This window comes from Stakelama sediminis (genome assembly GCF_014199335.1).
GTDB classification, from domain to species: domain Bacteria; phylum Pseudomonadota; class Alphaproteobacteria; order Sphingomonadales; family Sphingomonadaceae; genus Sphingomonas; species Sphingomonas sediminis.
In genome coordinates, this window is sequence record NZ_JACIJI010000001.1 from 520412 (window position 1) to 535487 (window position 15076).

Sequence of the window (15076 nt, forward strand, 5' to 3'; positions counted from 1 at the left end):
TTTCAGACTGCTTCTGCGAGACCCCCGCTGGCTTTGACGCAACGTGCCACACGCGCCGGTTGCCAACATGTATTCAGAATGAACGAGGGTTCAGGAAACTGTAAAGGGGTCGCTCGACACCACCTTCCCTTTTAGGGGATGTGTAACAGAAATATCACACCGCCATGACGCGAAGATTACCTGCGCTGACCATCTTACCTAAAGGTCATATTCCATGCTTTTTGCCCATGGTTTCAGCGTCGGCAATACCGGCTCCAGATGATGGCGATACCGTTCCCATCGCCCGGAGGCGCGGGTATATAATGGCTCGGTCACCTGCGAATAGCTGGCCGTCTTGATCTGCCCGCGCCGGGCCGCACTGGCCTGATTATCGAGCACCGCCGGATCCCAATCGATGTCCAGAAATTTCAGCAACGGCCGCATCTCACCTTCCAGATCGGAAACCATCCGCTCATAGCGGATGCGGTGCACGTTCAGCGGCAAATTTCGCTCAGCCAGCGTCCAACAGCTTTGCGCCGCATCGTAAAGGCGCGCCGCATCTTCGAGTGTCGTAAAATTGGCCATTGCGCGGTTGAGCTGAAAATTCGCCATGAAGCAGCTTAGCACGACGTCACAGGGATGACGCTCGACGAACACCACCTTCGCATCGGGAAAGATGCGATGAATCAGGGGCATCTTTACCATGTGCAGAGGAAATTTATCGATAACCGTCTGGCCCGGTTCCGGCGATGCGATAATGCGCAGCGCGTCGAAATAGGCATTGCGCAACTTCACTATATCGCCCTGCGTCAGTGTTGCGATGCGGTCGATATCGCCCAGCATCGTTTCCACCGGGCGCAACACCATTTGCTCTTCCAGTACATGCACGTCGGGAAGATTCATCAGCAGAGTATCAAGCAGCGTCGTTCCCGAACGTGGAAAGCCGACAATGAAGATCGGGGAGGCTGGCTCTTTCGGTACGCTCACCGTCGTCCAGCCAGCAAGTTTTTTGGGTTCAAGCTGTGCTGTATAGGCCCGCACCTCTTCCAGATATCCGGCGGCCTGGAACGGCGCCTGCGGCCTGGCTTCGACTGCGGCGCGATTCATGTCGCTATAGGCGGCGAATGCCTTATCGGTGTCGCCCAGTCGCTCAGCGATCCCGGCAATCAAATGCGACCGCCGCACAGGGTTGATTGTATCCGCAGCATTTTCCGCTAACGGCAGGGCATCGACAGCTCGCCCCTGCCGAAACAAGGCCCATGCTTTGAGGAAACGCACTTCCGCTTCCGGCAGGCCATTCTCCTCTGCCAGATCGGCAAGGCGATACAGTGCGTCCAACCGGTTGAGATTTTCGAATAACATGCCGAGTTCGAGATATGCGGGCAAATAATGCTTGTTCGCAGCAATCGCATCGGCAAAGGCGCTTTCCGCCTGCTCCAGTCGCTGCACGCTGGCCGCAGCACGCGCAAACTCCGTCAGCACTTCCGCGTCGAGCGGTGCCATATCCCGGGTTCGGCGCAGCAGTTGAAAGCGCTCTTCAAACCGTTCGGCATCGTTGAGCAGATAAGCGAGATTCTTTTGCAGCGGGACTTCTCCCGGGGCCAGTCGCATCGCTTTATAGAGGCAGTCGATCGCCCCGTTTCGATCACCGAGCGCCGAGCGAATATTGGCCAGGTTGTTCCAGCTTTGAAAATCGTTCTGAGCCTGTGCCAGCACATATTCATAGGATTTTGCCGCATCGGTCAGCTTGCCGAGATGCTGCTGCACATAGGCCGCCAGACGACGCAGCGAAATATCCTCGGAAACAGCCGTCGCTTCCTTTTCTGCATTCTCCCACTGCCCTGTTTCTATCAGCGCCGTGACCAGATTACGGCGAACGGAAAGGTCTTCGGGCAACGCCGCACTGGCCGGACGCAGATATTCGACACCGCGGGAGGGATCACCGAGCTGGCAAGATACCAACCCGGCGAAAGACAATAAGGGCGCGAAATCGTCCCCCGATGAGATAGCCTCTTCGGCAATCTTCAGGGCACCGTTCAAATCTCTGGCTTGATATTTTTCAAGTGCTCGAAGCAGCGACGCATTGGTTTCTTGGGTGGGAGCAGTCATGCCGCTGGATGCGCAACGTCGAACGCAACTGTCAACCTCTCACCAGTGTCGAAAGGTCGGGTTCCATGCCACATGGTCGACGGAAACAGCGCGAGATGTCCCGGTTTTGGCTGGATAGTGCGATATGCCGGCAGTGCGATTCCGAGCTCCTTCTGCGGTTCACCAAGAACAAGTGCGCCATCCTTTGTGTCGCCATCGGCCTGCGATGCGAGCACCTCTTCCGGAAGCGAGACATAGAGTGCTGAACTGATCCAGCCGGCGGGATGCACATGATTGGCGTGATGCCCCTTCCCTGCCAGCCGCACTGACCATGACCCGGCGAACCGCACCGGTCGATCCCGCCGAACGTCCAGCAGCGGGTGGCCATCTTCCTGCGAAGGCAAAGCATCGATATAGCGCTGCACCGCCTTGACGATTGCTTCGCGCAATGTACGAATTTGCGGTTCGATCCGCGCGAACAGCGCACCATCGGTCTGTGTACCGCCCCGAACCGATTGATCGAGATGCTGCGCGCGTGCCTGGTGCAGACCGCGCAGATGATCGGTAAACACCTCCAGCGGCGGAAGAAATTCTCTCAGATCATAATATTGCACCAGCGCTTCCGGGCGATCGAGCCAATCCGCTCTGGCGTCGTCGGACAGCCGCCATGCGATCGAAGCGTAAGGCCACATGATCGCTGCCCCTGTCCCGCCCAGCGCCTTGTCAATGACCGGAAGCGCGCGCTCAATTTGTGCGGTTCGCAGATAATGCCGGACCTTGCGCACATCGAAAGCCGGGTCTTCCAATGACGAGAGCATGTCAAATAGTTGATCCGCCCGTTCCTTATGACCGGTCTCAGACGCAATAACCGCGTCGGTTGCGTCGAGAAACTGTACGTCGCCAATCCGCTTTCGTGCCCGCCCCGATATGACAGCGGCATCTTCATACGCTTCCGCCTGTTGCAGCGTCAGCAACCACAGGTGCCAGAGATCAGCACTATCGTTCCCATCTGCTACCGCCTGTTCGAACGACTGCATGTGGTCGTCCTGCTGCCCGGCCATCCAACGCAATCTCGCCAGTTGCGCATGTCCATCCAGCCAGCCGGGGTTAAAGCGTACCGCGTCTGCCACCAGCGCTATGGCGCGTTCCACATCCCCTTCCGCAAAGCTTGCGGCTGCGAGCCCCAGCACAACGCTTCCGTCCTGCGGTGTCAGTCGCCGGGCCTCTTCAAAAGCATCAACGGCAGGCAACCCGGCTTCCAACAGGGTTCGCGCGTGTCCATGCGCTATTTTACCATCTGTCGGGGAGAGTTTCCTGGCCTCCACAAATGCGCGCAGGGCCGATTCCCTCTGGTCCAGCGCGCGATGCAGCAGCGCCAGCCATTGGTGCAGCGCGGCGATGTTCGGAAAGCGGCGAATGCCCTCTTTCAGTACCGGAATTGCCTGTTCTTCGGTCTGTTCACGCAGCGCCCGCGACGCCAGGGCTGCAAAGTCGCCCGGTGCCATGACGCTCGCACTAAAGCCCGGCCTGTGGCTTGCCATTCACCTTCCTCGCGCAACTGTGCCGGAAACTTTATCAAAGCCGTTGCCAAAACCCAATTGGCCTTAGGCAAGCCGTTCTACGAATTGCATAAAAAAAGGGTCGGCAGAATGCTCTGCCGACCCTCCGAAATCCACACTGTCTTCTGAATTAGAAGTCCAGCGTAATGCCGGTGAAGATGTAACGACCCAGCGAATCGTACACCACCGGATAGGTGTTGCCGTTACAATAGACCGACGCACAGCTCGACAAACTGCCCGAGCTGGAAACGATCGGCGGCTGGCGATCCAGCAGATTCTGCACACCAAGACGGAAGCGATAATGATCCGCGATGCTCGCTGTCATCGTCAGGTCGAAATAGCTCTGTGCCGGAAGATGCGCAGCAAACTGAGAGTAGTTACCCGCCAGCGACGGATTGCTGCTGCTCTTGTCCACGTCGACACCGCTAAAGTAGCGCCATGCACCCGACAAGCCAATGCCGCTCGGAAGTGTGAAGCCGACCCGCAGCTTGTGCCGCCATTTCGGCATCGGCGTGCCGCACTGAACGCCATAGTAACCCGCGCAGTCATATGGCGTAGAAACGCCATTGTCGGTGACAAACTTGTCGAGATAGGTGCCGTTGAAATTCATGTTGATCTGCGCAAAGCCCAGATCACGCGAATAGCTGGCACCGACATCAACACCACTGGTCTTCACGCTACCGATGTTCTGCGTCAGATCGACCACATAGCCATTTGAGGAGCGCCACAGCGATCCGGTAGCATCACGATGCACATAATCGCACAGAGGCGAGTTTGCATCTGCAGTACAGCTCTGAACGATCGTATCAGCCCCGATACCCTGAATGGTGTTCTTCACCTTGATGTTGTAATAATCAACAGTCAGAGCGAGACCACGCAGGCCTGACACCAAATCACCCGGCTGCAGCACGAGGCCCGCCGTGTAGGTATCTGCGATTTCCGGTTCCAGGTTGATGTTACCACCGATTAGGCCATTATACTGCGCCGCCGGGTTACCGACAACCGTCTGACCCACGGTCAAGCCCTGAGCAAGGCATCCGGTATCCGCAGCCGTAATCGGAACCGGGTTACCCTGTTTGTCAACCTTCGCACAGGGATCAGTGCTGCCGTCCAGAGCAACACGCTGCGGTGCGAAGAACTCCTGAATGTTCGGCGAGCGAACCGCACGATTATATGCACCGCGGAAGCGGATCGCACGGATCGGCGCGAAGTCCGCACCCAGCTTATAGGTGTCAGTGCTGTAGTTGCGGCTTGCAACTTCATAGCGTGAATGACGGTAACCGCCATCGAATGACAGGTCATAGAAGAAGCTGTCCTGCACGATCGGAACGCGCAGTTCAGCATAGGCTTCATATACGTTGAACGCACCGCTGACCGGCAACGTCGCCGCACCCTGACCGGCAAGGTCGCCCGTCTGGTATTCAAGGTCCGATTTGAAGTCGAGGGCTTCACGACGATACTCCGTACCGACGTTGATACCCACACCGTCTTCGGCCCAGGGCGACTTGACACCGTATTTGCCGAGCAGGCCGGTCACGTTGACCGACGCCACCTGTTCCGACACGATACCACGCTGGAAACCGGGCGCTGTAATGTAGTTCAGCGCGGCCTGCGACACTCCACCAGCGGTGAAGATATTGTACGGAACACAGTTCGGATCTGAACCATCCAGAGCCGAACGACAAACCGCCTGACCGGTGTTCGGATCGGTGACCACGTCAAGCGACTTGCGCATACGACTGATCGACAGATCGTTCACATAGGTTTCGGAAAAGTTGGTCCGACCATACTGATAGTATGCATCATAGGTGAATGCGTCATTGATATCACCCTTGGCACCGACAACCAGACGATACGCCGTATGCTGCAGGTCGTCCTGACGCGCCGCACCTTCGACATTGCGCTTGTAGATTTGTGCGAAGCCACGCTCATAGGTGTTCCCGCTGGCATCAGTGAACTGATACGGCGTCAGCGCATAGCCTGCCTGAGCAGCCGACGTAACCGTCGTCGGCGGAGCATTCATCGGCGGGGGCACCAGATTGCCGGTAACCGGGTCGATCGAGGACGTTACAAGATTGCCCGGCGAACAGATAATGCTCTTCTGCTGTGCGCTGAGAAGCGGATTATCGCAGTTGATCGAATAGACGTTACCGAACGTGCCCGACGGCGCGATCTGGGCGACCGAACGATCGTCCATGAACATGCCCGACATATAGGGCTTGAAATGATCGCTGACATCGTAATGCGCGAAGAAGCCGGCCGTGTAGCGTTCGTCCGGACGCTGATAATAGTTATACGGCGCATAGTTATACGGCGTATAGCCCGGAATAATGGTCTGGTTCGGGCCGATCTGATAGGACAGCGATGTACCATCACCGTAAGGCAGAGCCTGGCCGCTATCCGGATCAACGTAACCCGGAGTGCCGTCCCCGTAAGAGACGATGGAACCGTTTGCCGAGTTGAACGAACCCGCACAGCTGAGAGAGCCCGATGCAGAAGCCCCCAATGCACAGGCGCTGTAATCGCGCGCGGCCTGCGTAACTGCGTTGATCCGACGATATCCGGCGTATGCTACGACGTGGCCACGATTATCGTCAAACCCAGCACCAATTACTGCGGTGGTATCAACGGTACCCCCATCCGCGACATCACCGCTGGGGTAACCGAAGTTGCGCGCGTCCAGAGCATCGCGAATGGCACTGCTTGCACTGTTGCTATGCTGATAGAAACTATACTGGCCATCAATCTTGAAGCCGGTAAAATCCTTATCCATGATGAAGTTGACAACGCCGCCGACAGCGTCCGCACCATAGGTGGACGACGCACCGCCGGTCAGCACGTCAACGCGCTTCACGAGCGCAGCAGGAATGAAGTTAAGGTCAGCTGCGGAATCCGTCGGGTCACCCGGGACAAGTCGGCGACCGTCGATCAGGACCAGAGTACGGTTGGCACCAAGGTTACGCAGGTTGACGGTTGCAGTACCGGTCGCACCGTTGGCGATGCCGCCGCCCTGGTCCGCAAACACCTGCGGCAGCGAATTCAGCAAATCCTCGGTACGAGTCGTGCCGGTGAGCTTGAACTCCTGACTGTTAACCACGGTTACCGGGCTGACCGACGTCAGGTTCGGCTGAGGAATGCGCGAACCGGTAACGATCAGGTCCTGTCCCTGCGTTGCAGCGCCTTGAGCAGTAGCAGCCGGAGTGGCGGTCGTGCTGTCCTGCGATGAGACGGCGGTCGAATCCTGGTCGGAAGTCGTACTGCCGGTCGTAGTTTGCGCGTACGCAGGCGCAGCCACGACAGCAAGGCTGAGAACGAACGGCGCAGCGCCCGACTTCAGCGCGGATATGAGCTGATGCTTGGTCAAGATACTAATCCCTTTTTTGACGGCCCTTTTCGGGCCAATCCCTCGCCTGAATCACGCTATTTTAGCAGCATGTCGACGAATGTGCCCCCGATGCGCTATTGTGCGTATGCGTGTAAACACTGAATTCTCCGTACAGGGCGCATTCATTATAGAGTGTAGCCTGTTTGCAACAATTCACCCCGTTGACACCGCCCCCCAAGCGCGGAATGTAAAGAAAATACTGGTTTTGGGAGCGCTGCATGCAGAGGCAAATACGAAACACGTTCGTCCTGGTCATGGGATTGGGATTGCTTAGCCCTCACCTTGCCGCAGCGCAAAATAAGTCCGATGAGCGCTCACAGCTTTTCGATCAGGCAGTGGCGTGTCGAAAGATCGCCGACAGCGATCAACGGCTGGCCTGTTACGACCGCACCGTTGGTGCGCTCGATGCGGCCCAAAAGAAGGACGAGGTTTACATCGTCGATCGCGATCAGGTGCATAAAGCCCGCAAATCGCTGTTCGGTTTCTCGCTTCCGAAAATCAAACTGTTCGGTGGTGACAAGGATCAGATCGACCACATTACAACCATTGTTACGGGAATATCGCACGATCAGAACAACCGCATGATCTTCACCGTGAAGGGCGGCGCCAAGTGGCATCAGATTGGCGACCGCGTGGTCGTCGGCGTCCGTCCCGGCACGCAGGTCACGATCAAGACCGCTGCCTTTGGAAGCTATTTTGCCGACTTCAAGGGCAGCAGTTCGATGCGGGTTCAGCGCGTCAAATAACGCTCTGAACGACCCCGACGGGACGAAACACACTTATTGCGGCATCGGCCCCGCCAGCAGCAGCGGGTCGATGCGCGCCGCATCCCATTTCAGGCCCCAGTGCAGATGCGGGCCGGTGGCACGGCCTGTATCACCGCTATAGGCGATGACCTGCCCCTGCTTCACATGATCGCCGACATGCACCAGAATTTTCGACAGGTGCAGGAACGCACTGTTCAGCCCCATACCGTGATCGACCATCAGCAGATTGCCCTCCAGCGTGAAGGGCTTGGCCGTGGCCAGAATCACCACACCATCGGCGGGCGCGCGCACCGGGGTCCCGACCGGCACCGCGATGTCGATACCGGAATGATAGGAGCCCTTCTGTCCGCCCTTATAGATACGCTGCGCACCGAACAGCGTAGAGATGCGCCCGGTGGTGGGCCAGATGAACTTCTGCCGCCAGCCATGTGCATCGGTGGTCATGGCACGCGCGGCATGGATCTGCGCCAGTTCGGGTGGGCGCAGCCGTTTGAACTCGGCGGAAGGCACAGGATATTTCGGCAGGCGGTTGAGGCGCGAAATCTTCCACGCACGCGGTGCGACGCTAATATCGCGCGTCAGCTGCGCACCGTTCGCCAGTGTCGCGACCAGCGTTGCCTGCGGCCCGGCATTGCGGTCGAACGCGATCAGGAATTCGCCGTCGGAAGCGACGGGAATCGTCTTTCCGTCGAACGTCAGTGTCGTCGTGCCTGTCGGTACCGTGCCCAGCACCGCACCGCCCTGTTCGAAATGACCGTTCAGGGTAAATGTCTCTGAAACCGGAGCCTGTACCGGCGTGGCGGGCGCCACCGGTGGCGACGCAACCCGGTCACCCGGCACCTGCGCCTGAGTGCCCGCAGGCGCCGCCGCCTCAGCCCCGTTGGGAACAACTGCACATCCGGCGAGCAGGACCAGTGCCGCCGCGCCGACGATTTCCTTGCCGATGATCCGCATTACTGGTCGAGCAGCGCTTTGGTGGCAATCTCCGCAGTCGCATAGGCCTGTTGCGAGCGCACATCCCAATAGCGCAAATCATCCAGCGGAATGGCCTCCCCCGATATCGCGCACAGCACATGATCGCCCGGCGACAGCACCCGGAATCCGTTGGCGAGATAATGAAGCCGCGCGGTGCGCGAACGGTTGGACATCAGCATGATTGGCTCCCGTGGATACGAAGATACTGGGGATCAAAGCAGTTTCGGCTGCTCCGGCTTGTCCGGGATATAGGCTTTGGTGCCGCTGCGCTCAACCCGCACATCGACCTCGCCATCGTTGAAATGCAGTGTCAGAGCACCCGCCGAACGCGCCGCTTGCGCATTGGCCGTCACCTGCCCGGTGGTACGCGCCGATACCCAGGCATAGCCGCGTTCCAGCGGCTTGTTGGGATGGACTGAGTCCAGCAACCGCCCCGCCCCGTCCAGCCGCTGTCGCGCCGCCTTCAATCGCTGTTCCAACATTGCCGGACGCAACGCTCCGGTGCTGCGGTCAAGCTGGCGGCGCGCCAATGCCACGCGCCGTTCCAGTGCCAGTCCCAGCCGATGGCCCAGATCATCGGCCTTTTGCCGCTGCGGCCCCAGCAGAGCATCCCGCCTGGGCAATACACGCACCAGTGCCGAAAGCCGCTCCTGTCCACGCTCGTGATACCGCCGCGCGCAGCGTTCCGCGCGCAGGCCGAAAGTGGCGATGCCGTTACGCAATTCGGCCACCACCGGCACCGCCAGTTCGGCGGCAGCGGTCGGCGTCGGCGCACGCAGATCAGCGGCATGGTCCGACAGGCTGGTATCGGTTTCATGCCCGACCGCCGAGATGACGGGAATCGAGCAATCGGCAATGGCGCGCACCACCACTTCCTCATTGAACGCCCATAAATCCTCGATCGACCCGCCACCGCGCGCGACGATCAGCAGGTCGGGGCGCGGCACCGCCCCTCCTTGGCCCGGTAGTGCATCAAAACCGCGTACCGCGCGCGCCACCTCTTCGGCGGAACCCTCGCCCTGTACCTTGACCGGCCACAATACGACATGGCTGGGACAGCGATCCTCCAGCCGATGGAGAATGTCCCGGATCACCGCGCCGGTGGGCGAGGTTACAACACCGATCATCCTGGGCAGGAACGGCAGCGGCTTCTTACGCTCGCTATCAAACAGCCCCTCCGCCCCCAGCTTTGCCTTCAGCTTCTCGAACAGCGCCATCAGCGCGCCTTCGCCCGCCAGTTCCATCCGTTCGATAACGATCTGATATTTGGACCGGCCCGGATAGGTGGTCAGCTTCCCCGTGGCGATCACCTCGATCCCGTCCTGCGGTGCAAAGGGCACCGCCGATGCCGTGCCGCGCCACATCACCGCGTCGATCACCGCCTTGTCGTCCTTCAGCGCCATATAGACATGGCCCGATGCCGCGCGTTTGAACCCGGAAATTTCGCCGCGCAGCTTCACATGACCGAACTCCCCCTCGACCATGCGTTTCAACCGGTTGGACAAATCGCTGACACTGACGGCTGCGGCGTTGTCGCCGGGCTGGCTCTCGGCTACCAGTCGCTGCGAACCGGAATCAAAGGGGGAATCGGGCATGAACGTCCTGCTGATCGGATCGGGAGGGCGCGAACATGCGCTGGCGTGGAAGCTGGCGCAATCGCCCCGTCTGACTAAACTATATGCGGCACCGGGCAATCCCGGCATCGCCGATTATGCCGAATGTACCGACATCTCTGCAACCGACCAGCGCGGAATTATCGATTTCTGCCTGCGCAACTCGATCGAATTTGTCGTAATCGGGCCGGAAGCACCGCTGGTCGAAGGGCTGGCGGACAATCTGCGTACCATGAACATTGCGGTGTTCGGACCGGGCCGCGAGGCAGCGCAGCTGGAAGGGTCAAAGGGCTTTACCAAGGATCTCTGCTCGGCAGCGGAAATCCCCACCGCAGGCTATGTCCGCGTCGAATCGATTGAGGGCGCGCGTGCAGCACTCAACGATTTCGGTCTGCCGGTCGTCATCAAGGCGGACGGGCTGGCTGCGGGCAAGGGCGTCACCATCGCCTATACGCCCGAAGAGGCCGAAGCCGCGGTCGCCGACCTGTTCGACCGTTCGGGCGGCGAGGCGGTGATCGAGGAGTTCCTGACCGGCGAAGAGGCCAGCCTGTTCGTCCTAACCGACGGCGAAGCGGTCATGGCCATCGGTTCGGCGCAGGATCACAAGCGCGTCGGCAACGGCGATACCGGCCCCAATACCGGCGGCATGGGCGCCTATAGCCCCGCGAGCGTACTGACGCCGAAGCTGGAACGCGAGGCGATGGACCGGATCATCCGCCCGACGGTGAAGGCGCTGGCCGATGCCGGAACGCCCTATTCGGGCGTACTCTATGCCGGGCTGATGCTGACGGATCTGGGTCCGAAGCTGATCGAATATAATGTCCGCTTCGGTGATCCCGAATGCCAGGTGCTGATGCTGCGGCTGGAAGACGACCTGCTCGACCTGATGCTGGCGACTGCCAGCGGCACGCTGGCCGATTTGCCCGCCCCGACATTCCGCGACGAAACCGCGCTTACCGTGGTCATGGCGGCAAAGGGCTATCCCGGCACGCCGGAAAAGGGCGGTACGATCGACGGTATCGACGCGGCCGAAGCCACCGGCGCGAAAGTGTTTCAGGCGGGTACCCGCGAAGAAGGCGGCACACTAATCGCCAATGGCGGCCGGGTCCTCAACGTCACCGCGACCGGCGCGACTGTGGCCGAAGCGCAACGCAACGCCTATGCGGCAGTTGAGGCGGTCGATTTCCCCACCGGCTTCTATCGCACCGACATCGGCTGGCGCGAAGTGGAACGCGAAGCAGGCTGACGGTGCCGAAGGGCTACTGCGCAGCCGATCCCGCATTGGACTGACGCGACAGCCACGCTAAAAGCACTGCAAGACATAGTTGCCATGCCTGCGGGAGAATGACGAATGGACGAACAGCAAGCGCAATCGCCAGTGGGGGTCGCGGACCACATGCTGCCGTTCACCATTACCCATCTCATCCTGATTGCACTGTTTGCCATCGCCGTGATCATCGCAATCTGGTGGGGCGTCCGCATGCGCCGCAAGAACAACGAGGCGCTGCACGAACTGGAAGAAGAACAACGGCTGGAACGCGCCGACGCCGATGCGCCCGTTCAAGAGAAAGCCCCGCCTCCCCCGCCCATCAAAACCGCACCGCCGCCGGTAGCCCCTCCCCCGCCGCCCATTGCCGACAGCGAAACCGTTGCGAAGGCTCCCGCCCCGGCGACACCGCCCGCTCCAGCGCCCCAACCCTCTGCGCCCGCAAAACCGCAGGCCGCCACATCGTCAGGGGGCGACGACCTTCTGATGCTGAAAGGCGTCGGTCCCAAACTCGCGACGAAACTGAACGAGCTGGGCATCATCCGCTTTGAGCAGATCGCGACGCTCACCCCGGATCAGGCGGCAGCGCTTGATGGGCAGCTTGGCAACTTCAAAGGACGGATGGCGCGCGACCGCTGGCAGGAACAGGCCGAATTCCTGGCAAAAGGCGACCGCGAAGGTTTTGAAGCGAAATTCGGCAAACTCGGCTGAAACCAGCCACGGATTTCACGGAAAAACGCTTTATTCCTCGTCGTCTCGCGCTGCGCTGACCAGCAGCTTGTCGATCTTGCGTCCGTCCAGATCGACAATTTCGAAGCGCCAGCCCTGTTCGACGAAATGCTCGCCCTCTTCGGGCAGGTGCTTGAGCACCGCCAGCGCCAGTCCGGCAACGGTGGCGTAATCGCGATCCTCGTCCAGGTCGATGTCGAGCCGGTCGGCCAGCGCGTCGGCGGGCATCTGCCCGGACACCAGCAGGCTGCCGTCCTCGCGCTCGACGACATGCGGTGATTCACCGTGCTCGACGTCCGAGGCAAACTCGCCCGCAATCGCGGCGAGCAGGTCGGAAGGCGTCACAATGCCTTCGAAATGGCCGTATTCGTCATGCACGAAACCCATCGGCACCTCGGCCACGCGCAAGGCATCGAGCGCATCCATCGCATCGACCTGATCGGGCAGCACCGGCGCGGGCCGCATCAGCGCGCGCAGGTCGAGCGGCTCATGCCGGAACAATGCGGCGACGATATCGCGCGACTGCACCACACCGATCACCGAATCGACCGATCCTTCCGCCACCGGCAGGCGCGTATGCGGCGTTGCCAGCAGTGCTTCACGGATCGCGTCGGCATCCAGATCAACGTCCAGCCAGTCGACATCGGTGCGTGGTGTCATCACCTCACGCACCGGCCGGTCGGCCAGCCGCACAACGCCGGAGATGATCGACCGCTCATGCTCTTCGATCACACCCGACCGGGTCGCCTCGGCAACGATCAGTTGCAGTTCCTCCGCCGTCACCCGGTTTTCCGATTCGCGCTTCAGCCCCATGATCCGGAACAGCAGCGCACTGGTCGAATCGAGCAGCCAGACGATCGGTGCCGTGATTCGCGCGAGCCACAGCATCGGCGTCGCCACCAGCATCGCAATCGGCTCGGGCGAACGCAGCGCGAACTGCTTGGGCACCAATTCACCGATGATCAGCGAGACATAGGTCGTCACCCCGATCACCAGCGCAAAGCCGAGCGATTGTGCGGTATCCGCTGCGACCCCCATCGCCTGCAACCGTGCCGCCGTCGGCTCGCCCAGGCTCGCCCCCGAATAGGCACCCGCCAGAATGCCGATCAGGGTGATGCCGATCTGTACCGTGGACAGAAACTTGCCGGGGTCTTCCGCCAGCCGGATGGCGGTTTCGGCCCCGCGCTTGCCCGCGCGCGACGCACCCTCCAGCCGTGCACGGCGCGCAGATACGATCGCCAGTTCCGACATGGCGAACAGTCCGTTCAGGGCAATCAGCGCGAGGATGATCACCACGTCGAACCAGGGATAGGGAGCAAGCGCGTCCATTGGCGTTTGTTGCCCATAGCCGCAACCGGGGCGGTTCGACAATATCCGGCAAGCGCCTGTTCATGCCGGATGCGGAACAGAGCGTATAATTGTAGCGTTTCCAGACAGTATTTTGATTACAAAGGGAGGATTTTGATGCGATTCACATCTAAACTGGCCGTTGCAGGCGCCTTATCGGCACTGGTGCTCACCAGTGGCTGCGTCACTGATCCGGTGACTGGCCAGCGCAAGATTTCGAAAGCCGCGATCGGCGGCATCGGCGGCGCGGTGGGCGGCTATCTGCTCGGCGATCTGGTCGGCGGACGCCATGACCGTACCGAGAAAATCATCGGTGCCGGGATCGGCGGCATCGCCGGTGCTGGCATCGGGGCCTATATGGACAAGCAGGAGCGCGACCTGCGTCAGCGCACCGCCGGTTCCGACGTGCAGGTGATTCGCCAGGGCGACGATCTGCTGTTGCGGATGCCGTCGGGTATCACCTTCGCCACCGACAGCGCCAATATCCAGCCGCAGTTCCGCTCAACGCTGGATCAGGTCGCGCAGGTGCTGCAACAATATCCCGACACCTATGTCGATGTGTACGGCCATACCGATTCAACCGGCTCGGCCCAATATAATCAGGCATTGTCCGAACGCCGCGCGCAGTCGGTCGCGGGCTATCTGACCAGCCACGGCGTACAGGCCGCGCGGATCGCCACGCGCGGTTTCGGCGAGACCCAGCCGATCGCATCCAACGATACCGAAGAGGGCCGTGCGGAAAACCGCCGTGTCGAAATCAAGCTGGTCCCGATCAGCCGGAGCGACGTACAAAGCGGCTATTGATCTTTAACGACTAACGAAACTGCGCGCCTTCACCGCCGGTCGGCAAAGAAGGCGCGCAGCATCTTTGCCGCCTCGCCTTCACCGATGCCGGAAAAGACTTCGGGCCGGTGATGGCAGGTGGACTGCCCAAAGAAACGCGGGCCATGCTCGACCGCCCCGCCCTTCGGATCGGAGGCCCCGTAATAAAGCCGGTCGATCCGCGCATGACTGATCGCGCCCGCGCACATCGCGCAGGGTTCCAGCGTCACCCACAAATCGCATCCGTTCAGTCGATCACGCCCCAGCGCGCGCGCGGCCGCCCGAATCGCGCGCATTTCGGCATGAGCGGTAGGATCACACAGACTGCGCGGCGCATTTCCCGCAACCGCGATAATCGCACCATCGCGCACCACCACTGCACCGACCGGCACTTCACCGGCATCGGCCGCCGCCTGTGCGGCCTCCAGCGCCGCTCGCATGGGGTCGGGCAAGGGAAACATGGCGCACTGCCTAAACTGCGCCCCTATCCAAGGCAATTGCGATCCCGTCGTTATTGAACCCATCGGCGCCACAGCCTAGGGTCT

The 15076-nt window shown here is 60.5% G+C and carries 12 protein-coding genes; 4 read left to right on the plus strand and 8 right to left on the minus strand.

Features of this window, described 5'->3' with window-relative positions:
• Window positions 1-198 precede the first annotated feature (198 nt).
• From FHR23_RS02620 to FHR23_RS02630, 3 genes are all read right to left on the minus strand, one after another.
• Complete coding sequence (locus FHR23_RS02620; protein ID WP_184001361.1) at window positions 199-2019, minus strand: tetratricopeptide repeat-containing sulfotransferase family protein; 1821 nt, start codon at window positions 2017-2019, stop codon at window positions 199-201.
• 65 nt (window positions 2020-2084) lie between these two features.
• Window positions 2085-3608, minus strand: a complete 1524-nt coding sequence (locus FHR23_RS02625; protein WP_184001362.1) for a putative 2OG-Fe(II) oxygenase — start codon at window positions 3606-3608, stop codon at window positions 2085-2087.
• A 148-nt stretch (window positions 3609-3756) separates the two neighbouring features.
• Window positions 3757-6990: a TonB-dependent receptor domain-containing protein gene (locus FHR23_RS02630; protein WP_184001363.1), complete on the minus strand. Its 3234-nt coding sequence runs from the start codon at window positions 6988-6990 to the stop codon at window positions 3757-3759.
• Window positions 6991-7277: 287 nt separating this feature from the next.
• On the opposite strand from FHR23_RS02630, the gene FHR23_RS02635 reads away from it, so the two are divergent.
• Window positions 7278-7757 (plus strand): hypothetical protein, encoded by a 480-nt coding sequence (locus FHR23_RS02635; RefSeq protein WP_184001364.1) that lies wholly within the window; start codon window positions 7278-7280, stop codon window positions 7755-7757.
• Window positions 7758-7790: 33 nt separating this feature from the next.
• On the opposite strand, the gene FHR23_RS02640 is transcribed toward FHR23_RS02635, so the two are convergent.
• Genes FHR23_RS02640 through xseA form a run of 3 tightly spaced genes read right to left on the minus strand, consistent with a single transcriptional unit; the run spans window position 7791 to window position 10348 of the window.
• Window positions 7791-8732, minus strand: a complete 942-nt coding sequence (locus FHR23_RS02640) for a peptidoglycan DD-metalloendopeptidase family protein (protein WP_184001365.1) — start codon at window positions 8730-8732, stop codon at window positions 7791-7793.
• Window positions 8732-8932 (minus strand): DUF2093 domain-containing protein, encoded by a 201-nt coding sequence (locus FHR23_RS02645; protein ID WP_184001366.1) that lies wholly within the window; start codon window positions 8930-8932, stop codon window positions 8732-8734. Before FHR23_RS02645 ends, FHR23_RS02640 begins: the two co-directional genes overlap by 1 nt.
• Before the next feature lie 33 nt (window positions 8933-8965).
• Window positions 8966-10348 (minus strand): exodeoxyribonuclease VII large subunit, encoded by a 1383-nt coding sequence (gene xseA / locus FHR23_RS02650; protein ID WP_184001367.1) that lies wholly within the window; start codon window positions 10346-10348, stop codon window positions 8966-8968.
• Here xseA and purD point away from each other — a divergent pair.
• Together purD and FHR23_RS02660 are read left to right on the plus strand one after the other, a co-directional pair.
• Window positions 10347-11612, plus strand: a complete 1266-nt coding sequence (purD, locus tag FHR23_RS02655; protein WP_184001368.1) for a phosphoribosylamine--glycine ligase — start codon at window positions 10347-10349, stop codon at window positions 11610-11612. The genes xseA and purD overlap by 2 nt on opposite strands.
• Window positions 11613-11717: 105 nt before the next feature.
• A complete protein-coding gene (locus FHR23_RS02660; protein WP_221227329.1) occupies window positions 11718-12344 on the plus strand; it encodes a hypothetical protein in 627 nt (208 codons plus the stop codon).
• 30 nt (window positions 12345-12374) lie between these two features.
• Here FHR23_RS02660 and FHR23_RS02665 read toward each other — a convergent pair whose 3' ends face one another.
• Window positions 12375-13691 carry a hemolysin family protein gene (locus FHR23_RS02665; RefSeq protein WP_184001369.1) on the minus strand — a complete coding sequence of 439 codons (1317 nt, stop codon included), beginning with the start codon at window positions 13689-13691 and terminating at the stop codon, window positions 12375-12377.
• A 135-nt stretch (window positions 13692-13826) separates the two neighbouring features.
• Between FHR23_RS02665 and FHR23_RS02670 the strand changes: the two genes are divergently transcribed.
• The gene (locus FHR23_RS02670; RefSeq protein ID WP_184001370.1) at window positions 13827-14513 is read left to right on the plus strand and encodes a YiaD family glycine zipper/OmpA-like lipoprotein; all 687 of its coding nucleotides are present in this window, start codon (window positions 13827-13829) and stop codon (window positions 14511-14513) included.
• Window positions 14514-14542: 29 nt separating this feature from the next.
• Here the strand turns inward: FHR23_RS02670 and FHR23_RS02675 are convergent, their stop codons facing one another.
• Window positions 14543-14992, minus strand: coding sequence for a nucleoside deaminase (locus FHR23_RS02675; RefSeq protein ID WP_246359666.1), 450 nt, complete (start codon window positions 14990-14992; stop codon window positions 14543-14545).
• Window positions 14993-15076 lie beyond the last annotated feature (84 nt).